The 23,761-nt window shown below is 68.2% G+C and carries 26 protein-coding genes and 1 tRNA gene; 17 read left to right on the top strand and 10 right to left on the bottom strand.

Features of this window, described 5'->3' with window-relative positions; translation table 11 throughout:
- Nucleotides 1-70: 70 nt before the first annotated feature.
- Entirely contained in the window at nucleotides 71-391 is a 321-nt protein-coding gene (locus tag ACIBK4_RS45465) for a hypothetical protein (protein ID WP_399005183.1), read from the bottom strand.
- 435 nt (nucleotides 392-826) lie between these two features.
- Between ACIBK4_RS45465 and ACIBK4_RS45460 the strand changes: the two genes are divergently transcribed.
- From ACIBK4_RS45460 to ACIBK4_RS45450, 3 genes are all read left to right on the top strand, one after another.
- Nucleotides 827-3,169: an immune inhibitor A domain-containing protein gene (locus tag ACIBK4_RS45460; RefSeq protein ID WP_399005181.1), complete on the top strand. Its 2,343-nt coding sequence runs from the start codon at nucleotides 827-829 to the stop codon at nucleotides 3,167-3,169.
- Nucleotides 3,170-3,304: 135 nt separating this feature from the next.
- Nucleotides 3,305-3,658 (top strand): hypothetical protein, encoded by a 354-nt coding sequence (locus ACIBK4_RS45455; protein ID WP_399005179.1) that lies wholly within the window; start codon nucleotides 3,305-3,307, stop codon nucleotides 3,656-3,658.
- Nucleotides 3,659-3,891: 233 nt separating this feature from the next.
- A complete protein-coding gene (locus ACIBK4_RS45450) occupies nucleotides 3,892-6,132 on the top strand; it encodes an MMPL family transporter (RefSeq protein ID WP_399005177.1) in 2,241 nt (746 codons plus the stop codon).
- On the opposite strand, the gene ACIBK4_RS45445 is transcribed toward ACIBK4_RS45450, so the two are convergent.
- Together ACIBK4_RS45445 and ACIBK4_RS45440 are read right to left on the bottom strand one after the other, a co-directional pair.
- Complete coding sequence (locus ACIBK4_RS45445) at nucleotides 6,129-6,713, bottom strand: isochorismatase family protein (RefSeq protein ID WP_399005175.1); 585 nt, start codon at nucleotides 6,711-6,713, stop codon at nucleotides 6,129-6,131. The genes ACIBK4_RS45450 and ACIBK4_RS45445 overlap by 4 nt on opposite strands.
- Nucleotides 6,714-6,801: 88 nt before the next feature.
- Nucleotides 6,802-8,148: a nicotinate phosphoribosyltransferase gene (locus ACIBK4_RS45440; protein ID WP_033286042.1), complete on the bottom strand. Its 1,347-nt coding sequence runs from the start codon at nucleotides 8,146-8,148 to the stop codon at nucleotides 6,802-6,804.
- A gap of 80 nt (nucleotides 8,149-8,228) precedes the next feature.
- Here ACIBK4_RS45440 and clpS point away from each other — a divergent pair, with 80 nt between their 5' ends.
- From clpS to ACIBK4_RS45405, 7 genes are all read left to right on the top strand, one after another.
- Nucleotides 8,229-8,546, top strand: coding sequence for an ATP-dependent Clp protease adapter ClpS (gene clpS, locus ACIBK4_RS45435; protein ID WP_019056726.1), 318 nt, complete (start codon nucleotides 8,229-8,231; stop codon nucleotides 8,544-8,546).
- A gap of 12 nt (nucleotides 8,547-8,558) precedes the next feature.
- Nucleotides 8,559-9,164 carry a DUF2017 domain-containing protein gene (locus tag ACIBK4_RS45430; protein WP_033286043.1) on the top strand — a complete coding sequence of 202 codons (606 nt, stop codon included), beginning with the start codon at nucleotides 8,559-8,561 and terminating at the stop codon, nucleotides 9,162-9,164.
- 302 nt (nucleotides 9,165-9,466) lie between these two features.
- Nucleotides 9,467-10,894, top strand: coding sequence for an amino acid permease (locus ACIBK4_RS45425; RefSeq protein WP_399005172.1), 1,428 nt, complete (start codon nucleotides 9,467-9,469; stop codon nucleotides 10,892-10,894).
- Between the two features lie 76 nt (nucleotides 10,895-10,970).
- The gene (locus ACIBK4_RS45420; RefSeq protein WP_399005170.1) at nucleotides 10,971-11,399 is read left to right on the top strand and encodes a Mov34/MPN/PAD-1 family protein; all 429 of its coding nucleotides are present in this window, start codon (nucleotides 10,971-10,973) and stop codon (nucleotides 11,397-11,399) included.
- 124 nt (nucleotides 11,400-11,523) lie between these two features.
- Nucleotides 11,524-11,619, top strand: coding sequence for a putative leader peptide (locus ACIBK4_RS45415; protein WP_019056721.1), 96 nt, complete (start codon nucleotides 11,524-11,526; stop codon nucleotides 11,617-11,619).
- A 105-nt stretch (nucleotides 11,620-11,724) separates the two neighbouring features.
- A complete protein-coding gene (locus ACIBK4_RS45410; protein ID WP_266769135.1) occupies nucleotides 11,725-12,003 on the top strand; it encodes a MoaD/ThiS family protein in 279 nt (92 codons plus the stop codon).
- A gap of 6 nt (nucleotides 12,004-12,009) precedes the next feature.
- Complete coding sequence (locus ACIBK4_RS45405) at nucleotides 12,010-12,960, top strand: PLP-dependent cysteine synthase family protein (RefSeq protein ID WP_399005167.1); 951 nt, start codon at nucleotides 12,010-12,012, stop codon at nucleotides 12,958-12,960.
- A gap of 84 nt (nucleotides 12,961-13,044) precedes the next feature.
- Here the strand turns inward: ACIBK4_RS45405 and ACIBK4_RS45400 are convergent, their stop codons facing one another.
- Nucleotides 13,045-13,464, bottom strand: a complete 420-nt coding sequence (locus ACIBK4_RS45400) for a type II toxin-antitoxin system PemK/MazF family toxin (protein ID WP_399005165.1) — start codon at nucleotides 13,462-13,464, stop codon at nucleotides 13,045-13,047.
- Between the two features lie 214 nt (nucleotides 13,465-13,678).
- Between ACIBK4_RS45400 and ACIBK4_RS45395 the strand changes: the two genes are divergently transcribed.
- Together ACIBK4_RS45395 and ACIBK4_RS45390 are read left to right on the top strand one after the other, a co-directional pair.
- Nucleotides 13,679-14,431: an MBL fold metallo-hydrolase gene (locus ACIBK4_RS45395; RefSeq protein ID WP_399005163.1), complete on the top strand. Its 753-nt coding sequence runs from the start codon at nucleotides 13,679-13,681 to the stop codon at nucleotides 14,429-14,431.
- Between the two features lie 444 nt (nucleotides 14,432-14,875).
- Nucleotides 14,876-15,808 carry an NADP-dependent oxidoreductase gene (locus tag ACIBK4_RS45390; RefSeq protein WP_399005161.1) on the top strand — a complete coding sequence of 311 codons (933 nt, stop codon included), beginning with the start codon at nucleotides 14,876-14,878 and terminating at the stop codon, nucleotides 15,806-15,808.
- A gap of 76 nt (nucleotides 15,809-15,884) precedes the next feature.
- Here the strand turns inward: ACIBK4_RS45390 and ACIBK4_RS45385 are convergent, their stop codons facing one another.
- Nucleotides 15,885-17,135: a PTS transporter subunit EIIC gene (locus ACIBK4_RS45385; protein ID WP_399005159.1), complete on the bottom strand. Its 1,251-nt coding sequence runs from the start codon at nucleotides 17,133-17,135 to the stop codon at nucleotides 15,885-15,887.
- A 180-nt stretch (nucleotides 17,136-17,315) separates the two neighbouring features.
- Nucleotides 17,316-18,608: a PTS transporter subunit EIIC gene (locus ACIBK4_RS45380; protein ID WP_399005157.1), complete on the bottom strand. Its 1,293-nt coding sequence runs from the start codon at nucleotides 18,606-18,608 to the stop codon at nucleotides 17,316-17,318.
- A gap of 15 nt (nucleotides 18,609-18,623) precedes the next feature.
- On the opposite strand from ACIBK4_RS45380, the gene ACIBK4_RS45375 reads away from it, so the two are divergent.
- The 4 genes from ACIBK4_RS45375 to rdgB all read left to right on the top strand — a co-directional run bounded on the left by ACIBK4_RS45375 (nucleotide 18,624) and on the right by rdgB (nucleotide 21,043).
- Entirely contained in the window at nucleotides 18,624-18,983 is a 360-nt protein-coding gene (locus ACIBK4_RS45375; protein ID WP_399005155.1) for a glucose PTS transporter subunit EIIB, read from the top strand.
- 132 nt (nucleotides 18,984-19,115) lie between these two features.
- A complete protein-coding gene (rph, locus tag ACIBK4_RS45370; RefSeq protein WP_399005153.1) occupies nucleotides 19,116-19,853 on the top strand; it encodes a ribonuclease PH in 738 nt (245 codons plus the stop codon).
- A 142-nt stretch (nucleotides 19,854-19,995) separates the two neighbouring features.
- Entirely contained in the window at nucleotides 19,996-20,409 is a 414-nt protein-coding gene (locus ACIBK4_RS45365) for a hypothetical protein (RefSeq protein ID WP_399005151.1), read from the top strand.
- Nucleotides 20,410-20,440: 31 nt separating this feature from the next.
- Nucleotides 20,441-21,043 (top strand): RdgB/HAM1 family non-canonical purine NTP pyrophosphatase, encoded by a 603-nt coding sequence (gene rdgB / locus ACIBK4_RS45360; RefSeq protein WP_399005149.1) that lies wholly within the window; start codon nucleotides 20,441-20,443, stop codon nucleotides 21,041-21,043.
- A 50-nt stretch (nucleotides 21,044-21,093) separates the two neighbouring features.
- Here rdgB and ACIBK4_RS45355 read toward each other — a convergent pair.
- The 3 genes from ACIBK4_RS45355 to ACIBK4_RS45345 form a co-directional block, all read right to left on the bottom strand.
- Nucleotides 21,094-21,166, bottom strand: a tRNA-Leu gene (locus tag ACIBK4_RS45355).
- A 17-nt stretch (nucleotides 21,167-21,183) separates the two neighbouring features.
- Nucleotides 21,184-21,861 carry an HNH endonuclease gene (locus tag ACIBK4_RS45350; protein WP_399005147.1) on the bottom strand — a complete coding sequence of 226 codons (678 nt, stop codon included), beginning with the start codon at nucleotides 21,859-21,861 and terminating at the stop codon, nucleotides 21,184-21,186.
- The gene (locus ACIBK4_RS45345) at nucleotides 21,858-22,511 is read right to left on the bottom strand and encodes an HNH endonuclease signature motif containing protein (RefSeq protein WP_399005145.1); all 654 of its coding nucleotides are present in this window, start codon (nucleotides 22,509-22,511) and stop codon (nucleotides 21,858-21,860) included. The genes ACIBK4_RS45350 and ACIBK4_RS45345 overlap by 4 nt, the downstream gene beginning before the upstream one ends.
- A gap of 155 nt (nucleotides 22,512-22,666) precedes the next feature.
- Between ACIBK4_RS45345 and ACIBK4_RS45340 the strand changes: the two genes are divergently transcribed.
- On the top strand, nucleotides 22,667-23,218 hold the full coding sequence (locus tag ACIBK4_RS45340) for a GNAT family N-acetyltransferase (RefSeq protein WP_399005143.1): 552 nt from the start codon (nucleotides 22,667-22,669) through the stop codon (nucleotides 23,216-23,218).
- Here the strand turns inward: ACIBK4_RS45340 and bcp are convergent.
- Entirely contained in the window at nucleotides 23,215-23,682 is a 468-nt protein-coding gene (gene bcp, locus ACIBK4_RS45335; RefSeq protein WP_399005141.1) for a thioredoxin-dependent thiol peroxidase, read from the bottom strand. The two genes, ACIBK4_RS45340 and bcp, sit on opposite strands and share 4 nt — an antisense overlap.
- Nucleotides 23,683-23,761 lie beyond the last annotated feature (79 nt).

Here is a 23,761-nt window from a genome sequence, read left to right as displayed (position 1 = left end):
ATCGGCGGGTCCGTGTTCTGCGGACCCGCCGATTCGCGTTGCCGGGGCGGCACTTGGCCTTGTGCTTGGTCTAGGGAGTGCTCCGCTCCCGTACCGGCTCCGCGGACGACGAGGCGGCGGCGGACACGGTCTCCCGCCGTACCGGCACCGGTACGCGCTGCGGGGGAGCGGCCGGGGCCGCGGTCGGGGAGGCGGCCTGGGCGGCTGCCGCGGCGCGGGTCTTCGGCTGCGGCACCGTCAGGGAGACGAGCAGTCCGAGGGCGAGGGCCGCGCATGCGACGACCGCGATCCCCAGACCCGAGTTCGTCTGTGACAGCAGCAGCATGGCGAGGGTCGAGAAGATCACGGTGAACGAACCGTAGGCGAGCTGTGCGGCGGTCGGACGAGGCATGGCAATCGAGTCCTCGTTAGGCGATGGAGGGGAGGCTGTGAAAAGGGGGTGCGACAAGGATGTCGGCCTGGTTTTCCGCCGGTTCCTGGCGTTCCGCCAAGCGACTCTATTCGCCTGCATGCCCGAGTGGAACGTGCAGTAAGCATGACCTAACACACAGCTCCGGAGCATGGGGGGCGCACGGAGTCATACCGTCCACCAAGTGGACGGATGCACGCGCCTGTTGAGCGATGGACGAGGCGGCCGCGGATGTCCGTAAAGCGGACCCCGGCTTCGCATAGTGCACTTGTCCTGTCCAAGTCAAGGTCTGTCTTTTCCCGTAAACCTCTAGTCAAATAACGTCACTTGACTATCACGCGTTCACGGCGCGCGGACCTCCATGACTCCAGGACCCCCCCTTCCGCGCGGTCGAGTGTGCGCAGGGGAGGACCTCAAGTGACCAGCAGACCCTGGACGTTCAGAGCGGCCGCGGTGGGCGTGGCCCTCGCGGCGGCCACCGCCACGTTCTCGACGTTCGCCGTGGCGGAGGCCAACACCTCGGCCAAGGCCACCACTGTCGACCGGCACGACCCGGCACCGGTCGCACAGAAGGAGCACGACCTCGACGGCCCGCTGAGCAAGACGCAGGACGCGCAGCGCCAGGAGGCCCTGAACGAGGTCATCGCCGGCAAGGCCTCGGTCAAGGACCGCAACGGCTCGAAGGTCGTCCAGCTCAAGAGCAAGGGCGGCAAGAGCAAGTACGTCGAACTGAGCCGGGAGAAGACCGACAAGATCTTCACGATCCTGGTCGAGTTCGGCGACCAGGTCGACAGCCGCTACGGCGGCACCGTCGGCCCGCTGCACAACCAGATAGCCGCGCCCGACCGGGCGAAGGACAACTCGACGGCCTGGCAGGCGGATTACAACCAGGCGCACTTCCAGGACCTGTACTTCGGCACCGGCAAGAACACCGAGTCGCTCAAGAAGTACTACGAGAAGCAGTCCTCGGGCCGCTACTCGGTCGACGGCGAGGTCACCGACTGGGTCAAGGTCCCCTACAACGAGGCCCGTTACGGCTCCAACAAGGCCTCCACCGGCGCCTGGTACGCGGTGCAGGACGGCGTCAACGCCTGGGTCGCCCAGCGCGAGGCCGCCGGTGACACGGCCGCCGAGATCAAGACGGAGCTGGCCCAGTTCGACCAGTGGGACCGCTACGACTACGACGGCGACGGCAACTTCAACGAGCCCGACGGCTACATCGACCACTTCCAGATCGTGCACGCCGGTGAGGACGAGTCCGCCGGCGGCGGCGCGCAGGGCGAGGACGCGATCTGGGCCCACCGCTGGTACGCCTTCGGCACCGACGCCGGCGCCACCGGCCCGGACACCAACAAGCTCGGCGGCACCCAGGTCGGCGACACCGGCGTCTGGGTCGGCGACTACACCATCCAGCCGGAGAACGGCGGACTCGGCGTCTACGCCCACGAGTACGGCCACGACCTCGGCCTGCCCGACGAGTACGACACCGCGGGCGGCGAGAACTCCACCGGCTTCTGGACGCTGATGTCGTCCGGCTCCTGGCTCGGCACCGGCAAGGAAGCCATCGGCGACCTGCCCGGCGACATGAACGCCTGGGACAAGCTCCAACTGGGCTGGCTGGACTACGACGTGGCCAAGGCCGGCACCAAGTCGAAGCACACGCTGGGCGTCGCGGAGTACAACACCAAGAACCCCCAGGCTCTCGTGGTGCAGTTGCCCGAGAAGGAGGTCACCACCGACGTGATCGCCCCCGCGCAGGGTGCCACGCAGTGGTGGAGCGGCAGCGGCAACGACCTGAGCAACACCCTTTCCCGCACAGTGGACTTGACGGGCAAGACGTCCGCCGCGCTCACGCTGGACGGCTGGTACGACGCCGAGCAGGACTACGACTACCTCTACACCGAGGTGTCCACCAACGGCGGCACGAGCTGGATCCCGATCGACGGCACGCTGGCCGACGGCTCCGCCATCCCGCGTGACGGCAGCGGCAACCCGGCGCTCACCGGCACGGCGGCGGCGTACCAGAAGCTGACGTACCCGCTGGACGCCTACGCGGGTCAGAAGATCGACGTCCGCTTCCGCTACCAGACGGACAGCGGGGTGGCGCAGAAGGGCTTCACGGCCGACGAGATCACCGTGACCGCCGACGGCACCGCCCTCTTCTCCGACAACGCCGAGACGGCCGACGCCGCGTGGACGGCGAAGGGCTTCTCGCGCATCGGCGCGTCCTTCACGGATGACTACCCGCAGTACTACATCGCCGAGAACCGTCAATACGTGTCGTACGACAAGGTGTTGAAGGTCGGTCCGTACAACTTCGGCTTCTCGACGACCCGTCCGGACTGGGTGGAGCACTACGCCTACCAGAACGGCCTGTTGATCTGGAAGTGGGACACCTCGCAGGCGGACGACAACACCAGCGAGCACCCCGGCACGGGTCTGATCCTGCCGATCGACTCGCACCCGACGCAGCTGAAGTGGTCCAACGGCACGCTGATGCGCAACCGTGTGCAGGCCTACGACTCGCCGTTCGGCCTGGACCGGACGGACTCGATGACGCTGCACAACGCGGACGTCGCCACCAAGATCAAGTCGCAGCCGGGCGTTCCCGTCTTCGACGACGGCAAGTCGACCTACTACGACACGTCGAACCCGACGGCCGGTGTCAAGATCACTGACACCAACACCCGGATCAAGATCACCAAGGAGTCGCACGGCGGCTCGACGGTGAGCCTCCAGGTCGGCCCCTCGGCGAAGTAGTCGGTAAAAGCGCAGGTCAGAAACGTATCGGCGGTGACCCCCTGGCGGGTCGCCGCCGATCCGTGTTTAGGTGCGTCCTGTGCTTGGCTTATTGACACCGACCTCGACTACGACCCGCCAGGGGGTGTGACCGCATTGTCCGCAGGAGGTTTCTGCAGGCTGCCGACCGGCAGCGTGGTGGTGGCGTTGAACCTGCCCAGACCCAGCGCCCAGGGTGACGGCTGCGTCCGCGTTCTCGTCCACGCACGCAACCGCGCCCGGGCTCTGACCCGGCTCCGTAACCTCGGAATGCGGGCCGTCTACCTGCGCGGCAACGCGGAGCCGCCGACGCCGGACGAGATCACGGCGGTCCTGCACCACCCCGACGGTCTGATATGGCGTACGGCCCCTGCGTCTGACAACGCTGTCGTGATCCCGGGGCCGGAGCTGCCGCAGGAACTGTGGCATCCGATCAGGGCGCTGCTCCGGAGGCCTGCGGCCTCGGCGTAGCGGGGTCGTGTGTCGCCTGCGGCCCGGTGGGGGCTGGCACGGTCCGTCTACGGTGCCCACGCGGTGGCACGCCCCGAAGGGGCTGCCTTTAAGGGGCGCGGGGAACTGCGCGACCAGCCCCCACCGGGCCCGCAGACGACGAGACGACGCACCAGGACCCCCGACAGGCGGACCAGGCCCATCGCCCCCATCCTGGGATGGCTCGGGGCAGCCTAGACCGCCGGAGGCCGTTCGTGGCTACCGTCCTCTACCGCCTGGGGCGCCTGGCCTTCCGCCGGCGCTGGTACGTGACCGTTTTCTGGGTCGTGATCCTCGCGGCCCTCGGCTTCGCCTCCAGCAAGGCCGCCGAAGCCCCCGCCACCACCTTCTCCACCCCGGGTGTCGAGTCCCAGCGCGCCTTCGACCTGATCCAGCAGCGCTTCCCCGGCGCGCAGGCGGACGGCGCCGTGGCCCGCGTGGTGTTCGTCGCCCCCGGCGGACAGAAGATCACCACCGGTACCGACCGCGCGGCCGTGGTCCGGCTCGTCGACGAGGTCTCCGGCGGACCGCAGGTCGCGAGCGCCGTGAACCCCTTCCAGGCGGGCGCGGTCAGCAAGGACGCGACGACGGCGTACTCGACGATCACGTACACCGTGCAGGCCAACGACCTCACCGACGCCGCCAAGAACAACCTCAGAAACGCGGCGCAACAGGCCCGCGCCTCCGGCCTCACCGTAGAGATCGGCGGCACCGCGCTCGCCGCCCAGCCCGCCGCCGGCGGCGTCGGCGAGGTCATCGGTGTCGGCATCGCCGCCGTAGTGCTGCTGATCACCTTCGGATCACTCGCCGCCGCCGGACTCCCGCTGCTCACCGCGCTCCTCGGCGTCGCCATCTCCATGACCGCGATCACCACGCTCGCCGCCACCCTCGGCCTCTCCGACACGACCGGCACCCTCGCCACCATGCTCGGCCTGGCCTGCGGCATCGACTACGCGGTGTTCGTCGTCTTCCGCTACCGCGAGGAACGCGCCAACGGCCACACCACCGAGGAAGCCGCGGGCCTCGCCGTCGGCACCGCGGGCTCGGCGGTCGTCTTCGCGGGCCTCACGGTCGTCATCGCCCTCGCCGGCCTCTCGGTCGTAGGCATCCCGCTCCTCACCAAGATGGGCCTGTGCGCGGCCGCGGCGGTCGCCCTCGCCGTGCTCATCGCGCTGACCCTCGTCCCCGCCCTGCTCGGCTTCTGGCCGCGCGCGGTCCTCTCCCGCCGCTACAAGACCACCGGCCGCCGCATCCAGGGCGTGGCCGGCAACATGGGCAGCCGCTGGGCCGGGTTCGTCCTGCGTCACCCCTGGCCGGTCCTGTGCGGCACGGTCGTGGGCCTGGTGGTCCTGGCGCTCCCCGTTCTCGGGCTCCAACTCGGCCAGTCCGGCGACGAGGCCAAGTCCACCGCGACCACGGAACGCCGGGCCTACGACGACCTCGCCAAGGCGTTCGGCCCCGGCTTCAACGGCCCCCTGACGGTCGTAGTGGACCTCACGGACTCCGCCCACCCCAAGGCCGCAGCAGCCACGGTGGAGCGACGGATCGCGGCGGTACCGGGCGTGGTGTCGGTAACCCCCGTCCGCTTCAACTCCACCGGCAACACAGCCCTGTTCACCGCCGTACCCGCCGAGGCGCCGACGAGCGAGAAGACCGTAGACCTCGTCCACACGATCCGCGACGACCGTCCCGCGATCGAATCGGCGGCCCCCGGCACGACCTTCGAGGTAACCGGCACCACCGCCCTGAACATCGACGTGGCCCAGAAGGTCAGCGGCGCCCTGGTCCCGTACCTGATCGTGGTCGTGGGCCTGGCGGTACTGCTCCTGCTCCTGGTGTTCCGCTCGATCGTCATCCCGATCAAGGCGGCGGTCGGCTTCCTGCTCTCGGTGCTCGCCGCCCTGGGCTGCGTGGTCGCGGTCTTCCAATGGGGCTGGGGCGCAAGCCTGTTGGGCGTGGAGAGCACCGGCCCGATCATGAGCCTGATGCCGATCTTCCTGGTGGGCATCGTCTTCGGCCTCGCGATGGACTACGAGGTCTTCCTCGTCTCCCGCATCCGCGAGGCCTACGTCCACGGCAGCGCGGCCCACGCCTCGATCGCGACCGGGTTCCGCTACAGCGCCCGCGTCGTCACCGCCGCCGCCCTCATCATGATCTCCGTCTTCGCGGGCTTCATCACGGCCGGCGACTCCATGATCAAGATGATCGGCTTCGGCCTCGCGATCGCCGTCCTCTTCGACGCGTTCGTCGTGCGGATGGCCTTCGTACCGGCGGTCCTGGCAATCCTGGGCGACCGCATCTCCTGGCTACCGGCTTGGCTGGACCGCCTGCTCCCGAACGTGGACATCGAGGGCGAAAGCCTGAGCCGCCAACACCCGGCAAGCAGCAGCGCCCCTGAAGGGGCGCGGGGAACTGCGCGACCAGCCCCCACCGGCGCGCACACAAAGAACAACTAGACGACGGGTTTCCCGGTCAACTCAACCCCGGCCGCGCGCAGTTCCTCCAGCGCGCGGTCCGTCGTCTCCTTCGCCACCCCGGCCGTCAGATCAAGCAACACCTGCGTACGGAACCCCTCCCGCACCGCATCCAACGCCGTCGCCTTCACACAGTGATCGGTGGCGATCCCGACCACATCCACCTCGTCGATCTCCCGAGCCCGCAACCAGTCCCCAAGCGAAACCCCGTTCTCGTCCCGCCCCTCGAACCCGCTGTACGCCGCCGCATACGCCCCCTTGTCGAACACCGCATCGATCGCCCCAGAGGCAACCGCAGGCGCGAAGTTCGGGTGAAAACCCACCCCCTCCGTACCCGCGACACAGTGCGCGGGCCAGGACCGGGCGTAATCGGGGTTGTCGGCGAAGTGCCCACCGGGCGCGATGTGGTGGTCCCGGGTGGCCACGACATGCCGGTACCCGGCAGGCGCCTGCCCGATCAACTCGGTGACGGCGGCGGCCACATCCGCACCCCCGGCCACCGCGAGACTGCCCCCTTCGCAGAAGTCGTTCTGCACGTCAACGACGATCAAGGCGCGGCGCATGGTGGTGTCCTTCGACAGTGAGTGAGATTCGAGCCTAGAGACTCCGGCGGCACTACGGGAGGGCGTACCCCTGATTTTCGTGCGGGTCTTAACTACCCGACCGCAGATGTACGTACTCCGTGGGAATCACGGCCTCCCCGCGCGACAACTGGGTCGCCGACAACGGCAGGTTGCCCCGGGCGACCGCATGCCGGTCCCGTACGACGTCCAGCGGTTCGCGTGCGACGACCTCGCCGCCCTTGACCAGCTCCACCAGCAGCTGCCGGTCGGCCAGTTCGGCGGGGACCGCACCGGTGCCGATGACCTCGGCCTCCGCGACCCCGTCGCCGTCGACCCGCCGTGCCGCCCACTTGCGCCCGCCGATCGACGTCTTGCCCCCGCTCGACTTCTTCGCGACCGGCACCAACGGCGCCTTCGGATCGGCGGACTCGGCACGGGCGACCAGCTTGTAGACCATCGAGCAGGTCGGGTGCCCGGACCCGGTCACCAGCTGGGTGCCGACGCCGTACGCGTCGACCGGCGCCGCCGCCAGCGAGGCGATGGCGTACTCGTCGAGGTCGGAGGTCACCACGATCTTCGTGTTGACGGCGCCCAGCTCGTCCAACTGCTGCCGCACCCGGTGCGCGACGAGCAGCAGGTCGCCCGAGTCGATGCGGACGGCGCCGAGTTCGGGCCCGGCGACCTCAACTGCCGTACGGACGGCCTCGGTTACGTCGTACGTGTCGACGAGCAGCGTGGTGTTGCGGCCCAGCGAGTCCACCTGGGCCTGGAACGCGTCGCGTTCGTTGTCGTGGAGCAGGGTGAAGGCGTGCGCGGAGGTGCCGACGGTGGGGATGCCGTAGCGGAAGCCGGCCGCGAGGTCGGACGTGGTGGCGAAACCGCCGACGTAGGCCGCGCGGGAGGCGGCGACGGCGGCGAGTTCGTGGGTGCGGCGGGCGCCCATCTCGATCAGCGGGCGGTCGCCGGCGGCGGAGGCCATGCGGGAGGCGGCGGCCGCGATCGCGGAGTCGTGGTTGAGGATGGAGAGGATCACCGTCTCCAGCAGCACGCACTCGGCGAACGAGCCCTCCACGCGCATGATCGGCGAGCCCGGGAAGTACACCTCGCCCTCCGGGTAGCCCCAGACGTCACCGCTGAAGCGGTACGCGGCGAGCCACTCCAGGGTCTCCTCGTTGACGACGTTCCGCTCGCGCAGGAAGCCGAGGACGTCCGCGTCGAACCGGAAGTTCTCCACCGCGTCCAGGACGCGTCCGGTGCCCGCGACGACGCCGTAGCGCCGCCCTTCGGGCAGCCGGCGGGTGAAGACCTCGAAGACCGAACGCCGGTCCGCCGTCCCCGCTTTGAGGGCGGCCTGCAGCATCGTCAGCTCGTAGTGGTCGGTGAAGAGCGCCGTCGAGGGAACGTCCACCGGCAGCCCAAGGTCCGCTGTGTTCATGACGAGTGATGCTACTCCCATCTCGTCACTCTGACGATTTGTGGGGTCCATTTGTGCGGAGGCCCCCTTCTGGTGGCAGCATGGGCCGGGTGACGTCACCCGCACCCCTGGAGATCGAACGCACCGAGTCGGCGGAGGAGGTCTTCGCCGTACCCGAGCCGGACGTCCCCTGGGTCACGATCGTGCACAACGACCCGGTCAACCTCATGAGCTACGTCGCGTACGTCTTCCAGACGTACTTCGGCTACTCCAAGGACAAGGCCCACAAGCTCATGCTCGACGTCCACCACAAGGGCCGCGCGGTCGTCTCCAGCGGAAGCCGCGAGGAGATGGAACGCGACGTGCAGGCGATGCACGGCTACGGTCTGTGGGCCACCCTCCAGCAGGACCGGAAGTAGCGACCCATCCCGATGCCAGGACACTTCGAACCGCTCCCCGGCGGCGGCGCGGCCGTCGCGCTCGACGACGTCGAGATCTCCATCATCCGGTCGTTGGCCGTGCAGCTCCTTGAGCTGATCGGGCCAGGACCGGGCGAGGACGCCTCCGACGACCCCCTCGCCGAACTCTTCGCCGAGGGCCCGAGTGAACCACCCGCCGACCCGGTGCTCCGGCGCCTGTTCCCGGACGCGTACACCGACCCGGAGCAGGCCCCCGACTCCCCGCAGGACGCGGAGGAACGGATGGCGCACTCCGCCGAGTTCCGCCGCTTCACCGAGAACGACCTGCGCGCAGGCAAGCGCGAGAACGCCCTCGCGGTGGTCCGCACCCTCGACTCCCTCACCCCCGGCGGCGACGGCGGCGCGATCCTCAAGCTCACCGCCGAGGAGTCCCGGCAGTGGCTCGGCTCGCTCAACGACCTGCGCCTGGCGATCGGTTCACGCCTCGACATCACCGACGAGGACGACACCGACGACCTCTACCGGCTCCCCGACGAGGACCCGCGCAAGCCGATGGTGATGGCGTACCTCTGGCTGGGCGGCCTCCAGGAGACCCTGGTCAACACCCTGCTGCGCTGACCGGAGCAGCCGCTCTTCCGGTCCCTCGGAGTTCGATCGGAGTTCGCTCAGAGGACGCTCAAATCCGGATAACGATCACGTCACCGCGACGGCCAGGAATGCTGGCCGTCGCATCTTTTTGTCCGCTTCTTCCTGTGGTGTGCGCCACAGACATCCCCTTCGATCACCATTGCGACCGTGATAAATCTTCACGACGCCCGGCGGACGCCACCCATGTCCCGCCGGGTTCGCCGTACGGCCGACGGACCTCGGCCGGGCAGCTCCAGTCCATGGGGGGATTCGGAGAAAGGCGCACCACACACATGACCTCCGCTCAGGTCGACGAGACGGACAAGACCCCCGAGGAGGGGTACGAGCGCGGGCTCGGCAGCCGTCAGGTCCAGATGATCGCGATCGGCGGCGCCGTCGGCGTCGGACTGTTCCTGGGAGCCGGGGCGAACATCGCCAAGGCCGGTCCCAGCCTCATCCTCATGTACGCCCTCGCGGGCGTGATCATCTTCTTCATCATGCGGGCGCTCGGCGAACTGCTCCTGTACCGCCCGGTGTCGGGCTCCTTCGCGGAGTACTCGCGCGAGTTCCTCGGCCCGTTCTTCGGCTACTTCACCGCCTGGACGTACTGGCTGATGTGGGTGGTGACCGGCATGGCCGAGCTCACGGCCGCCGCCATCTACGTCAACTACTGGTTCCCCGCCGTCTCCCAGTGGGTGACCGCGCTCGCCTTCCTCGTCATCCTCTTCGTGGCCAACCTGATCTCGGTGAAGCTGTTCGGCGAGATCGAGTTCTGGTTCTCGATGGTCAAGGTCACCGCGCTCATCGGCATGATCGTGATCGGCCTGGGCGTCCTCACCTTCGGCTTCAGCAGCGCCGGTGACACCGCCTCGGTCGCCAACCTCTGGCAGTTCGACGGCTTCTTCCCCAAGGGCATCGGCTCCTCCCTGATGACCCTCCAGGGCGTCATGTTCGCCTACCTGGCGGTCGAGTTGGTCGGCGTCACCGCGGGAGAGTCCGAGAACCCGGAGAAGACCCTCCCCAAGGCGATCAACACCCTCCCGTGGCGCATCGCCCTCTTCTACGTCGGCGCCCTCACGGTCATCCTCTGCGTCGTCAAGTGGACCGAATTCGCCCCGGGCGTCAGCCCGTTCGTCGAGGCGTTCGCGAAGATCGGCATCCCCGCAGGCGCCGGAATCGTCAACTTCGTAGTCCTCACCGCGGCCCTCTCCTCCTGCAACTCGGGCATGTACTCCACGGGCCGCATGCTCCGCACCCTCGCGGACAACGGCGAGGCCCCCAAGGTCTTCAGCAAGCTCTCCGCCTCCAAGACCCCGGCGACCGGCATCACGATCTCCGTCGCCTTCATGGGCATCGGCGTGGTCCTCAACTACGTCGTCCCGGAGAAGGCGTTCGGCTACGTCACCTCGGTCGCCACCGCCGCCGGCATCTGGACCTGGCTGATGATCCTGATCAGCCACGTCCTCTACCGCCGCGCGGTCGACGCGGGCCGCCTCCCGGCCTCGTCCTTCCCGGCCCCGGGCGGCGCGAAGTTCTCCTACGTGGCCATCGCGTTCCTCCTCTTCGTCACGGGCCTCATCGCCTACGACCCCGACTCCCGCGTCTGCCTCTACGTCATGGCCGGCTGGACCATCGCCCTGGGCGCCGGCTGGATCGCCCTCAAGATCCGCAACCCGCAGGTCACCGAGCGCCGTACCCCGGAGTTCGAGAAGGTCGGCTAGCCACGCGCTTTCACCATGTGGGCCGTCCTGTACCACCACTCGGTACAGGACGGCCCTTCTGCTTATCCTGACGACCATGCCGACCCTGACCATCACCCAGGCCCTCTTCGACCAGATCGTCGCCCACGCGCGCGCGGACCACCCCGACGAGGCGTGCGGAGTCGTCGCGGGCCCGGTGGGCGAGGGCCGCCCCGAGCGCTTCGTCCCGATGCTGAACGCGGCCCGCTCGCCCACGTTCTACGAGTTCGACTCGCAGGACCTGCTGAAGCTCTACCGCGACATGGACGACCGCGACGAGGAGCCGGTGATCATCTACCACTCCCACACGGCGACCGAGGCCTACCCCTCCCGCACCGACATCGCCTACGCCAACGAACCCGGCGCCCACTACGTCCTCGTCTCCACCGCCGACTCCGACGAAGCGGGCCCCTTCCAGTTCCGCTCGTACCAGATCGTGGAAGGCGAGGTCACGGAGGAGGACGTCAAGGTGGTGGAGTCGTACTGATCGGGTCCTGATCCGGCCCTGTACACGACCCTGAAGCGGTCCTGATCTCGTACTCCGGATGAAATCCGTCCGAAGTGTGAGATCCCCTACCGAGGACCGGACAGGGAATCGATACGATGAGCCCATGGTTCTTCTCGACGTGAGCGACAAGGCGCCGGGCACACTGCTCGTGGCGCGGCTGCACGTCGACCTGTGCCGGCTCAGCAGCGCCATCTGTTGACCCGCGGCGCAGTCGCCGTACGGCCGCACGCCGAGGCGCGCTCACGATCGTGCCGCGCGCCCACCGAGACCAGACCCTTTCCGCTTCCGACAGGAGCCCCTTGCCATGGCCATCGAGGTCCGCATCCCCACCATCCTCCGCACCTACACCGACGGCCAGAAGGCCGTCGAGGGTGCCGGTGAGAACCTCGCCGCGCTCTTCGCCGACCTCGAAACCCGGCACGCGGGCATCCAGGCCCGCATCGTGGACGGCGGCGAACTGCGCCGCTTCGTCAACGTGTACCTGAACGACGAGGACGTCCGCTTCCTCGACGGCATCAACACCAAGCTGTCGGACGGCGACAACGTCACGATCCTGCCGGCCGTCGCCGGCGGCATGGCCTGATCGTCGATGCGTTACGACTCCCCGCTGGCCGCGGTGGGCAACACCCCTCTGGTGCGCCTGCCGCGGCTCTCGCCGTCCACCGACGTCCGCATCTGGGCCAAGCTGGAGGACCGCAACCCGACCGGCTCGGTCAAGGACCGCCCGGCCCTGCACATGATCGAACAGGCGGAGAAGGACGGCCGCCTGACCCCCGGCTGCACGATCCTGGAGCCGACCTCGGGCAACACCGGCATCTCCTTGGCCATGGCGGCCAAGCTCAAGGGCTACCGCATGGTCTGCGTGATGCCCGAGAACACCTCCCAGGAACGCCGCGACCTGCTCAACATGTGGGGCGCGGACATCATCCCCAGCCCTGCGGCGGGCGGCTCCAACACGGCAGTCCGCGTAGCGAAGGAACTCGCCGCGGAACACCCGGACTGGGTGATGCTCTACCAATACGGCAACCCGGACAACGCGGGCGCCCACTACGCGACAACGGGCCCGGAGATCCTCACCGACCTCCCGTCGATCACCCACTTCGTAGCGGGCCTCGGCACCACGGGCACGTTGATGGGCGTAGGCCGCTACCTCCGCGAACACAAGCCGGACGTGAAGATCGTCGCCGCCGAGCCGCGCTACGACGACCTGGTCTACGGCCTCCGCAACCTGGACGAGGGCTTCGTCCCCGAGCTCTACGACGCCTCGGTCCTCACCACCCGCTTCTCGGTCGGCTCGGCCGATGCGGTAACCCGAACCCGAGAACTCCTCCAACAAGAGGGCATCTTCGCCGGCGTCTCCACAGGCGCCGCCCTCCATGCGGCAATCGGCGTCGGCAAGAAGGCCGTAGCGGCGGGGGAGCCCGCGGACATCGCGTTCGTGGTGGCAGACGGCGGCTGGAAGTACCTGTCGACGGGCGTCTACACGGCGCCCACGACAGAAGAGGCCATCAAGACGCTCCAGGGCCAACTCTGGGCATGACGAAAAGGGCCTAGGGGCAGTTGGCGTAGGGGCGCGGGGAACTGCGCGACCAGCCCCCACCGACCCGCACCCGACGTACAACCGTTAGCCGCTGAGGTGACGGACCTGATCCCAAAGGACCGGGTCCACCACCCCAACCTTCCGCCGGAACTCAGACACCGACACCTTCCTCAACTCGTCGGTCTCCAAGTAGCTGGCCCGCCCCCGAGAATCGCCAACGGCCCCCGGCGGCAAGGGAATTACCCCACCCCGCCCATCGTGATACTTGCTGGTGATCTTCGCGACGGTGACCTTCCGCCCCCGCACCGCCAACACCAGACAAGGCCGATCCTTGGCCGCCCCGGGTTGATCCTCGTAGGGCACATTCGCCCACCAGATCTCAGCGGGCCGAGGCCGATCCCCCCGCACCCGTCGGGACGACCCCCGCCCCCACCCGTCGACGAGCGTGGCGACCAACGCCAGCAACACCACAGCCGCAAGCCCGAGCCACCAGTACGTGTTCATACGAACGACCGTACCGGCGCGCAAACAAGGCCGCGCGCCCTCTTACAGACCCCACGCGCCCCGGTTCCAGCCGAACCGGTGACACCACAGGTGAGTTCCCCCACAACAGCCCTTGGCGGAGGAGCGACCGGCCCTTTTGCGCCTTACGCTCGACGGACCGCACGACCCCCGTCACCCAACTCCAGAAGTTCCCGCCAGCGGAGGTTTCTGCTTTATGAAGCTCACCGTCGTCGGCTGCTCGGGGTCGTTCCCGTCCGCGGAATCGGCCTGTTCGAGCTACCTCGTAGAGGCCGACGGCTTCCGGCTGCTCCTCGACATGGGCAACGGCGCCCTTGGCGAGCTGCAGCGCCACTGCGGTCTCTACGACCTCGACGCGATCTTCCTCAGCCATCTGCACGCCGACCACTGCATCGACATGTGCGCGTACTTCGTCGCGCGCTACTACCGCCACGACGGCGGCCGCTGCGACCCCATCCCGGTCTACGGCCCCGAAGGCACCGAACACCGTCTGACCACGGCCTACGCCGACACCCCCACCGCCTCCTCGATGAGCGAGGTCTTCGACTTCCACACGGTGAAGCCGTCCACGTTCGACATCGGCCCCTTCACCGTGCACACCGAGCGGGTCCGCCACCCCGTCGAGGCGTACGGCATCCGCGTCGAGCACGGCGGGCGGTCCCTGACGTACTCCGGCGACACGGGGGTGAGCGAGTCCCTCGACGAACTCGCCCGGGACACCGACCTGTTCCTGTGCGAGGCCGCGTTCACGCACGGCAAGGAGAACATCCCGGACCTCCATCTCAACGGCCGCGAGGCCGGCGAGACGGCGACCCGCGCCGGCGTCCGCCGCCTGGTCCTCACCCACATCCCCCCGTGGACGGACCCCCAGGCGAACCTGGCCGACGCTCGCGAGGCCTACGCCGGCCCGGTGGAACTGGCGGCGCCGAGGGCGTCGTACGAAATCTGACAGAGCCCCTCGCAGCCCGCCGTTCTCTTCCGGCTGCGAGGGGCTCTGCCGTGCCCGGGCGCTCACCGCGACCGGCTGCCGCGCGTCGTCGCCGAATTCCCGTTCGCCCCGGAAGGGTCGCCGACCCGGATCGAGGGGCGCGCGGCGCTCTACGACTACCTGCGCGGCTACCCCGACCTCATCGGCAGCGTGGTCTCCAACGGCAATCCCTACACCATGAGTTACGCGACCTTCGTGACCTTCCGCGACGGGCTCGTCGTCTCCTACCGCGAGTACTGGAACCCGGAGGTCTTCCTGGAGGCGCTCGGCGGTGACAGCTTCTGAGTGGCCGCCCCTTTTCCGGCGTACCGCTTGCGGGAGCAAGTTCATCGTCGTAATGTTGCTTCCGCAAGCAATTAGAAGCGGATCTCGCGGCAACTCGGATCCCGTGGAGAAGGGGCTGTGATGAAAGCGATTCAGCAGTACGACTTCGGCGGGCCCGAGGTGCTCACCGTGACCGAGATCCCCGAACCCGCGCCGCGCGCCGGACGGGTCAGGGTGCGGGTGGCGGCGACCTCCGTGAACCCGGCGGACCTCGCGGCCCGTGCGGGATGGCTGCGCCAGGTGCTGCCCGATCTGGCACCGCCGTTCATTCTCGGCGCGGACCTCGCCGGCACGGTCGTCGACGGCGACGGACCGTTCGCCCCGGGTACTCGGGTCGCGGGGCTCGCGCCCTGGTTCGTCGACCAGGAGGGCACGTACGCCGAGGTCGTCTCCATCGACCCCGCTCACCTGGCGGAGATCCCCGCCGGGGTCGACGACATCACGGCGGCGTCCCTCCCGATCACCGCCGAGACCGCCTGGCAGGCCCTCGACCTGGGCGGGCTCGCCGCCGGGCAGACCGTCCTGGTCACCGGGGCGAGCGGCGCGATCGGCGGATGGGCGGTCCAGCACGCGGCCGGGCGCGGTGCCAAGGTCGTCGCCGTGGCGTCGGAGGGGGACGAGAAGTACGTCGAGGGTCTCGGCGCCGACCTCGTCCTCGGCCGGGCGGGCGACGCCGGGGAACTCGCCGCCGCCGTACGCAAGTTGGTGCCCGGCGGGGTCGACGTCGTCGTGGACCCGGCCGGTATCGGCGGTGACCTGGTCCACGCCGTGCGCGACGGCGGTGTCTTCGTCGTCATCGCGGTCGTGCCCGCCCCCGAACCGGAGCGCGGTGTCGACGTACGCCGCGTCAGCGCGCAGTCCGACGGCGCGCTGCTGGCCCGGATCCTCGCCGACGTCGCCGCCGGGAAGAAGAAGACCCGCGTCGGTCTGACCCTGCCGCTGACCGAGGCCGCCGAGGCGCACCGCAAGTCGGAGAGCCGTTCGGTGCGCGGAAAGATCGTGCTCACGGTGTGAGCGGTCCGGCACGACACGCGACGATGCCCGGTCCGGAGGCGAACTCCGGGCCGGGCATCGGGTGTTGGACGGGGACCTACGCCTTCGTGAGGTCCTCGATCTCCTCCTCGGGCTCGCGGCCCGGGGTGGGGAGGTTCCACTTGGTGATGGCGAAGCGGAAGACGAAGTAGTAGATCGCGCCGAAGACCAGACCGATCGGGATGATCAGCCAGGGCTTGGTGGCGAGGTTCCAGTTGAGGGCGTAGTCGATGAAGCCCGCGGAGAAGGTGAAGCCCGCGTGGACGCCGAGGGCCCAGGTGATCGCCATGGACAGAGCGGTCAGCACCGCGTGGATCGCGTAGAGGACCGGGGCGATGAACATGAACGAGAACTCGATCGGCTCGGTCACGCCCGTCACGAAGGACGTCAGCGCGAGCGAGATCATCATGCCGGTGACGGCCTTGCGGCGCTCGGGGCGGGCGGTGTGCGCGATGGCGAGCGCGGCGGCCGGCAGGCCGAACATCATGATGGGGAAGAAGCCCGACATGAACTGTCCGGCGGTCGGGTCACCGGCGAAGAAGCGGGTCAGGTCACCGTGGACGACGGCGCCCGTGGAGTCCTTGTAGTCGCCGATCTGGAACCAGGCCACCGAGTTGACGAACTGGTGCATGCCGACCGGGATCAGACCGCGGTTGATCAGACCGAACAGACCGGCACCGAACGCGCCGAGACCGGTGATCCACTCACCGAAGTTCGAGATGCCCTCGCCGATCGGCTTCCAGATCAGGCCGAAGAAGACACCCATGATCGTGCCGACGAACGCCATGATGATCGGGACGAGACGGCGGCCGTTGAAGAAGCCGAGCCAGTCGACCAGCTTGGTCCGGTGGAACTTCTGCCACAGCACCGCGGAGAGCAGACCCATGATGATGCCGCCGAGGACACCGGGGTTGTTGTAGGTCGCGGCGATGTCCGCGCCCTTCATGATCTTCGCGTCGGTGACGGGGAAGGCCTTGAGCACATTGCTGTAGACGAGGAAGCCGACGAGCGCCGCGAGCGCGGTGGAGCCGTCGGACTTCTTGGCGAAGCCGATCGCGACACCTATACAGAACAGCAGCGGCAGGTTGTCGAAGATCGCGCCACCGGCGGTGGCGAAGACCGCCGTCACCTTGTCCGGCAGATGCAGCTTGTCGTGGATGTCGGCCTGGCCGAACCGGAGCAGGATGCCCGCCGCCGGAAGCACCGCGATCGGCAGCTGTAGGCTGCGACCGATCTTCTGCAGGCCCTGGAACAGGCCGGATCCCCACTTCTTCGTGGGTGCCGCCGTTGGCGCGGTGGCAGTGCTCATGGACTTCCTCCATCGGGTGGTGGTCTACACCACTCAGTGGTGTAGACCTGTTGTAGCAGATGAAGTCCGCATAAAGGAACCCGCTGAATCTGCGACCGGATCGCTACGCGACGTACACGCCCGCCCGCATGCCAAAAGGCCCCCGGACCGATGGTCCGAGGGCCCAACTCCCTTGTGCCGTCAGGCTTTTGTGACGTCCTCGCGCTCGTCCTCCGGCTCCCGCCCCGGCGTCTTCAGATCGAACTTCGTGATCGCGAAACGGAAGACGACGTAGTACACCGCCGCGAAGCACAGCCCGATCGGAATGATCGCCCACGGTTTCGTCGCCAGGTTCCAGTTGATCGCGTAGTCGATCAGCCCCGCCGAGAAGCTGAACCCGTCGTGCACCCCCAGCCCCCACGTCACCGCCATCGACACCCCGGTCAACACCGCGTGGACCGCGTAGAGGAGGGGCGCGATGAACAGGAACGAGTACTCGATGGGCTCGGTGATACCGGTCACGAACGACGTCAGCGCCACCGAGAGCATCAGACCACTGACCTCTTTACGACGGCTCGGCTTCGCGCAGTGTGCGATCGCGAGCGCCGCCGCCGGCAACGCGAACATCATGATCGGGAAGAACCCCGAGGTGAACTGCCCCGCGTTCGGGTCACCCGCCAGGAACATGTTGATGTCACCGTGCACCACCGTCCCGTCCGGCTTCGTGAAACTGCCGAACTGGAACCAGATGGGCACGTTCAGGAACTGATGCAGCCCTACGACCAGCAGCGCCCGGTTGGCCAGACCGAACACCCCGGCACCCAGCGCACCCCGCGCGCTCAGCCAGTCGCTGAAGTGCTCAAGGCCGGTGCCGATCGGCGGCCAGATCCACAGCGCCACCGCCGCGACCGCGATCGCCACGAACGACATGATGATCGGCACCAGCCGCCGCCCGTTGAAGAAGCCCAGCCAGTCCACCAGCTTCGTACGGTGGAACCGCGCCCAGAAGAACGCGGTCAGCAGCCCCAGCACGATCCCGCCGAACACCCCGGGATTCTGGTACGTGAACGCCGAGACCGAGTGATCGGCGGCCTGGCACCCGATGCCCGGAACCGCGTTCGTGCCGCCCGTGCAGTCCTTCGGGAACTGGCGCAGCACGTTGTAGTAGACGAGGAAACCGACCAGCCCCGCCAGCGCCGTCGACCCGTCCGACTTCTTCGCCATCCCGATCGAGACACCCACACAGAACAACAGCGGCAGCCCCAACTGCCCGTCCAGCAGCGCCCCGCCCGCGCCCGCCATCACCTTCGAGACATTGGTCCACCCCAGCCCGTCGTCCCCGAACACGTCCGGCTGCCCGAGCCGGTTGAGGATGCCGGCCGCCGGCAGTACGGCGATGGGGAGTTGGAGACTGCGGCCCATCTTCTGCAGCCCCTGGAACAGGGTGCTCCAATAGCTGCGCCCAGGTCGGGCGGCGGCACTGTCGGCACTCATGGACGCCTCTCGGTAATGTGGTGTAGACCAGTTGGCGACGTGATCGTCACCATCATTCGGCACGCACGACATGACCGCTCGCGAAGCTGGGCCAACTGTGGGTTACTGCGACAAAGCGGTTCGGATCAGGGAGAGAACAACATGGCCACCAAGGCTGAGAAGATCGTTGCCGGGCTCGGCGGTCTCGACAACATCGAAGAGGTCGAGGGCTGCATCACCCGCCTGCGCACCGAGGTGAAGGACCCGGCCCTCGTCGACGAGGCCGCCCTGAAGGCAGCCGGCGCCCACGGCGTCGTCAAGATGGGCACGGCCATCCAGGTCGTCATCGGCACGGACGCGGACCCGATCGCGGCGGACATCGAAGACATGATGTGAAGCGCGGGGATCATCCCCGGCTTCGCGTACTAGGCGCACTGGTGCCGGCCGGCTGCACCGAGGGGCTCCTCCCGTCGCGGGAGGAGCCCCTTCCCCCATGTACCGGCCGGACCTACGACTAGGCTCTTCGCCATGTCTCGCATCGACGGCCGAACCCCCGAACAGCTCCGCCCCGTCACCATCGAACGCGGCTGGAGCAAGCACGCCGAGGGCTCCGTCCTCGTCTCCTTCGGCGACACGAAGGTCTTCTGCACCGCCTCCGTCACCGAAGGCGTCCCCCGCTGGCGCAAGGGCAGCGGCGAGGGCTGGGTCACCGCGGAATACTCCATGCTGCCCCGCGCCACCAACACCCGCGGCGACCGCGAGTCCGTCCGCGGCAAGATCGGCGGCCGCACCCACGAGATCAGCCGCCTCATCGGCCGCTCGCTCCGCGCCGTCATCGACTACAAGGCCCTCGGCGAGAACACCATCGTCCTCGACTGCGACGTCCTCCAGGCCGACGGCGGCACCCGTACGGCGGCCATCACCGGCGCGTACGTCGCGCTGGCCGACGCGATCACCTGGGCGCAGACGAAGAAGCTGGTGAAGGCCGGCCGCCAGCCCCTCACCGGCACGGTCTCCGCCGTCTCCGTCGGCATCGTCGGCGGCGTCCCGCTCCTCGACCTCTGCTACGAGGAGGACGTCCGCGCCGAGACCGACATGAACGTCGTCTGCACCGGCGACGGCCGCTTCGTCGAGGTGCAGGGCACCGCCGAGGCGGAGCCCTTCGCCCGCGACGAACTCAACGCCCTCCTCGACCTCGCGGTCGCCGGCTGCGACGAGTTGGCCGCCGTACAGCGCAAGGCACTTGAGGCCGCGCTGGAGAAGTAAGAAGCTGGACCGGCCGGGTAAAGGACGTACCAAGAGAGGCGGGCCGCGGGGGCAACCCGGCGGCCCGCACCCGCGTCCCTACGCATACGGAACGGAAACGGGGACGGCCGCGCAGGCCCACCCAGGGGGAGGACACCGAACGATGGCCGCCGCAAGCCGACGAAGCCGCAGCAGTCGCCGCCGTATCGCCATAGCCGCCACCGTCGCGGCGATCGGCCTCACCGCCGGACTCGCCACCGGCTGCGACGCCGTCGACAAGGCGATCGACTGCGTCCAGACCGCCGACACGATCGCCGACAGCGTCACCGGCCTCCAACAGGCCGTGGAGAACGCGGCGAACGACCCCACCCAGACCGACGCGTCCCTCAACTCCATCGAGAAGGACCTCGACAAGATCGGCGACAAGACCGACAACGCGGACGTCAACAAGGCGGTGGACCACCTGAACACGGCCGTCGACAACGTCCGTACGGCGGTCAAGAACGGCGACAACACACCTGACATCAGCCCGGTGACGGACGCGGCGGGCGAACTGACGAAGGTCTGCACGTCGTAGGTGCGGGGTGGGGGTTGGGATACTGAACGGCATGACACGCCTGATCCTCGCCACCCGCAACGCCGGCAAAATCACCGAACTGAGGTCCATCCTCACCGCCGCGGCCCTGCCCCACGACCTCGTCGGCGCGGAGTCCTACCCCGACATCCCCGACGTCAAGGAAACAGGCGTGACCTTCGCGGAGAACGCCCTCCTGAAGGCCCACGCCCTGGCCCGGGCAACGGGCCTCCCGGCAGTGGCGGACGACTCGGGCCTCTGCGTGGACGTCCTGAACGGCGCCCCCGGCATCTTCTCGGCCCGCTGGTCGGGCACCCACGGCGACGACCAGGCCAACCTGGACCTGTTGTTGGCCCAGTTGTCGGACATCGCGGACGAACACAGGGGCGCCCACTTCGCCTGCGCGGCGGCACTTGCCCTGCCGGACGGCACGGAACGCGTGGTCGAGGGCCAGCTGCGGGGGCTGCTGCGCCACACGCCGGTCGGCACAAACGGCTTCGGCTACGACCCGATCCTGCAGCCGGAGGGCGAGACCCGAACCTGCGCGGAGCTGACGGCCGAAGAGAAGAACGCGATCAGCCATCGGGGGAAGGCGTTTCGGGCGTTGGTGCCGGTGGTTCGGGAGTTGTTGGACTGACTTCACGGAAATGCCCCGCACCTACGAATCGAAGGTGCGGGGCATCCTTGTGCGCCCGGTCGGATTCGAACCGACAAACACGACCACCTAAAGATCGCCGCTCAGCCCTTGGCGTACGGGCGCCAGTGCTGAGACCTACTTTACTGGGCGCCGCAACTGCGTTGTCGACCTCCCCTGCACCACGTGCTCGTGATCGCGTGGCAGTTGGGGCACAGCAACCGTAGGTTCTCGCGTCGGTCGTCACTCCAGTCCCCGTTGATGTGATCGACCTCCAGCGTCATGGGCTTGCCGAGCCACTCGGGCCCGATCCCGCATTCGGCACACACCTCTGGTGTGCCTATCTCCAGGAGCGCCCGACGCAGCAGGTGGGTTCTCGTTCGGCGGTTGCCGTCGTGCTGGACGAGGATGTCTTCGGCGCTCCGAAGAAGCACACCGCCTGACCGTCCTCGCTGGTGCGCCTGTCCCAGAAAGTGGGAGGTGTCGAGGCCGTCTTCCGTCAGCCATTCGCGGAGCAGTGTGCGCAGTCGGCTGTTGTACGGCTCCATCCCCAGCGCACGAAGCGTGTCCGCGATGGATGTGGCTCCCGCGACGGCGCGGCGCAGTTCATCGGTGGCCGGTTTGAGTGGAGCCGCGTTCGATCGTCTCTGGCGCGGCATGTGGGAGACATCTATTCCGAAACGGTCGAAGCGGCCAAAGAGGTGGCGGCGAAGGTTGCCATAGGGCTGCGTCCCGAAGAAAGCGATGACCTCGTCGATGTCGGAGCAGCGTGTGGCGGCTTCAGCCAGTCGCTCGCGGGTGTACTGCACACCGCTGCTCATGAGGTGCCGCCTTTGCCACGTCCCTTTCCACGCCCTCGATAACTGTCCGTCGTCGAGTGGCAGTTGGGGCACAGGAACCGCAGGTTCTCGATGCGGTTGTCGCGCCAGTTGCCATCGATGTGATCGACCTCCAGCGGGAGCGGATGCCCTCGCCAGACCGCTTCCGCCCCGCACAGAGCGCACCGCTCCCGCATTCCCGATGCCTTCATCGCCCACTTGAGCCGATCGCTCGGGATGCGCCGAGCCTGACCGGTCGGCTGCTCGACGAGCAGTCCCTCAGGTGTCCGGGGCTGCCGGGTTTCACTCCGCCGGGTCGGCCCCCGAAAATGCGAGGTGTCGATGTCGTACGCCTTGATACGACGGCTGATGTGCGTGTGGTGTCCGCCCACGACCTCCAGCCCGAGACTCCGCAGCACCTCGCACATGTTCGTCGATGCCGAAACCGCCGCCTGGAGGATCTCCTTCGTCCACTTCACGCCCTCGCGCTCGAAGTGCGAGACATCCACCCCCAGCTTCTTCATCCGCCCAAGGACATAGCGCCGGGTCGAACTCCCCGGATCCACCCCCAACCTCTCCAACGCCTCGGACAACGTCCGAGCCCCCTGAGCCGCTCCCTCAAGCCGCTCCCGCGAATACGCGCTGACCCCCATCGTTCCCCTCCGATCTCGACCACACGTTCGTGGCCTCGAACGGAGTAACGAGCTGCTCATCAGACAGTCACGCCCGAAACGTAAAGCAGTTGATAGCCTGTCGGTCGCTGAAGCCTTCCAGGAACGGACCCTTGTCCGGCCGGGAGGCTTTTTTCATGACCTCTTTTGTGGGAGCAGCAGAAATAGCAGTCGATGTACGACCGGCCACCCCCGCCGACCGCCCCACCGTCGAGCGGCTCTGGTTGATGTTCCGGCATGACATGTCCGGGTTCGGGACAGGCGAGAAGGCTCAACTGCCCAACCCCGACGGCACGTTCCGGAGTGAGCGGGTGGACGCGGCGTTCGGCGAGGGGGGCGGGGACTGGGCGCCGTATCTCTTCTGGAGTGGCGGGCATCCCGTCGGGTTCGCGTTCGTGCGGGGGATCGACTCCGCCACCCGGGTCCTCAACAGCTTCTTCGTCGTGCGCGGTGTCCGGCGGGGTGGGGTCGGGATGCGGGCCGTGCGGGATGTTGTCGCGCGGTATCCGGGGGAGTGGGAGGTCGCGTTTCAGGACGCCAATCCGGGGGCCGTCGCGTTCTGGCGGCGCGTCGCCGAAGACCTCGCCCCGGGGTGCTGGGCCGAGGAGCGCAGGCCGGTGCCCGGGCGGGCCGACCTGGCTCCTGATGTGTGGGTGTCGTTCAGGTACGGAAAGGTGCTGGAGGCCTAGATGCCCAGGTCCTTGATGATCTTCGCCACGTGGCCCGTCGCGCGGACGTTGTACAGCGCGTGCTCGACCTTGCCGGACTCGTCCACGATGATCGTGGAGCGGATCACGCCCATGTAGGTCTTGCCGTAGTTCTTCTTCTCGCCGAAGGCCGCGTACGCGTCGAGGGTCTTCTTGTCGGGGTCCGCGAGGAGGGTGACCTTGAGGTTCTCCTTCTCGCGGAACTTGGCGAGCTTCTCCGGCTGGTCGGGGGAGATGCCGATGACGTCGTAGCCGGCGCCCGTCAGCAGCTCCAGGTTGTCCGTGAAGTCGCAGGCCTGCTTGGTGCAGCCGGGGGTCAGCGCCGCCGGGTAGAAGTAGACGATGACCTTGCGGCCCTTGTGGTCGGCGAGGGAGACGTCGTTGCCGTCGGCGTCGGGGAGCGTGAAGGCGGGGGCAACGTCCCCGGGCTGGAGTCGTTCACTCATCGCGCTAGCGTAACCGGGGGTGCTGACAGTGCACTCCGCGCGAGAGCTGACAGACTGTCCGGCACAAGTACCAGCAGAC

The organism is Streptomyces sp. NPDC050528, assembly GCF_044457795.1.
GTDB lineage: Bacteria > Actinomycetota > Actinomycetes > Streptomycetales > Streptomycetaceae > Streptomyces.
The sequence above is the reverse complement of the archived record's forward strand: the minus strand, read 5'-3'. Positions and strand labels throughout refer to the sequence as shown.

Excerpts from the sequence above, each read along its gene's own strand:
- ACIBK4_RS45465 (WP_399005183.1), bottom strand. The coding sequence starts at position 391 with ATGCCTCGTCCGACCGCCGCACAGCTCGCCTACGGTTCGTTCACCGTG.
- ACIBK4_RS45445 (WP_399005175.1), bottom strand. The coding sequence starts at position 6,713 with ATGCGCCGCGCCTTGATCGTCGTTGACGTGCAGAACGACTTCTGCGAA.
- ACIBK4_RS45440 (WP_033286042.1), bottom strand. The coding sequence starts at position 8,148 with ATGAACACAGCGGACCTTGGGCTGCCGGTGGACGTTCCCTCGACGGCG.
- clpS (WP_019056726.1), top strand. The coding sequence starts at position 8,229 with ATGGGCCGGGTGACGTCACCCGCACCCCTGGAGATCGAACGCACCGAG.
- ACIBK4_RS45430 (WP_033286043.1), top strand. The coding sequence starts at position 8,559 with ATGCCAGGACACTTCGAACCGCTCCCCGGCGGCGGCGCGGCCGTCGCG.
- ACIBK4_RS45425 (WP_399005172.1), top strand. The coding sequence starts at position 9,467 with ATGACCTCCGCTCAGGTCGACGAGACGGACAAGACCCCCGAGGAGGGG.
- ACIBK4_RS45420 (WP_399005170.1), top strand. The coding sequence starts at position 10,971 with ATGCCGACCCTGACCATCACCCAGGCCCTCTTCGACCAGATCGTCGCC.
- ACIBK4_RS45415 (WP_019056721.1), top strand. The coding sequence starts at position 11,524 with ATGGTTCTTCTCGACGTGAGCGACAAGGCGCCGGGCACACTGCTCGTG.
- ACIBK4_RS45410 (WP_266769135.1), top strand. The coding sequence starts at position 11,725 with ATGGCCATCGAGGTCCGCATCCCCACCATCCTCCGCACCTACACCGAC.
- ACIBK4_RS45405 (WP_399005167.1), top strand. The coding sequence starts at position 12,010 with ATGCGTTACGACTCCCCGCTGGCCGCGGTGGGCAACACCCCTCTGGTG.
- ACIBK4_RS45400 (WP_399005165.1), bottom strand. The coding sequence starts at position 13,464 with ATGAACACGTACTGGTGGCTCGGGCTTGCGGCTGTGGTGTTGCTGGCG.
- ACIBK4_RS45395 (WP_399005163.1), top strand. The coding sequence starts at position 13,679 with ATGAAGCTCACCGTCGTCGGCTGCTCGGGGTCGTTCCCGTCCGCGGAA.
- ACIBK4_RS45390 (WP_399005161.1), top strand. The coding sequence starts at position 14,876 with ATGAAAGCGATTCAGCAGTACGACTTCGGCGGGCCCGAGGTGCTCACC.
- ACIBK4_RS45385 (WP_399005159.1), bottom strand. The coding sequence starts at position 17,135 with ATGAGCACTGCCACCGCGCCAACGGCGGCACCCACGAAGAAGTGGGGA.
- ACIBK4_RS45380 (WP_399005157.1), bottom strand. The coding sequence starts at position 18,608 with ATGAGTGCCGACAGTGCCGCCGCCCGACCTGGGCGCAGCTATTGGAGC.
- ACIBK4_RS45375 (WP_399005155.1), top strand. The coding sequence starts at position 18,624 with ATGTGGTGTAGACCAGTTGGCGACGTGATCGTCACCATCATTCGGCAC.
- rph (WP_399005153.1), top strand. The coding sequence starts at position 19,116 with ATGTCTCGCATCGACGGCCGAACCCCCGAACAGCTCCGCCCCGTCACC.
- ACIBK4_RS45365 (WP_399005151.1), top strand. The coding sequence starts at position 19,996 with ATGGCCGCCGCAAGCCGACGAAGCCGCAGCAGTCGCCGCCGTATCGCC.
- rdgB (WP_399005149.1), top strand. The coding sequence starts at position 20,441 with ATGACACGCCTGATCCTCGCCACCCGCAACGCCGGCAAAATCACCGAA.
- ACIBK4_RS45350 (WP_399005147.1), bottom strand. The coding sequence starts at position 21,861 with ATGAGCAGCGGTGTGCAGTACACCCGCGAGCGACTGGCTGAAGCCGCC.
- ACIBK4_RS45345 (WP_399005145.1), bottom strand. The coding sequence starts at position 22,511 with ATGGGGGTCAGCGCGTATTCGCGGGAGCGGCTTGAGGGAGCGGCTCAG.
- ACIBK4_RS45340 (WP_399005143.1), top strand. The coding sequence starts at position 22,667 with ATGACCTCTTTTGTGGGAGCAGCAGAAATAGCAGTCGATGTACGACCG.
- bcp (WP_399005141.1), bottom strand. The coding sequence starts at position 23,682 with ATGAGTGAACGACTCCAGCCCGGGGACGTTGCCCCCGCCTTCACGCTC.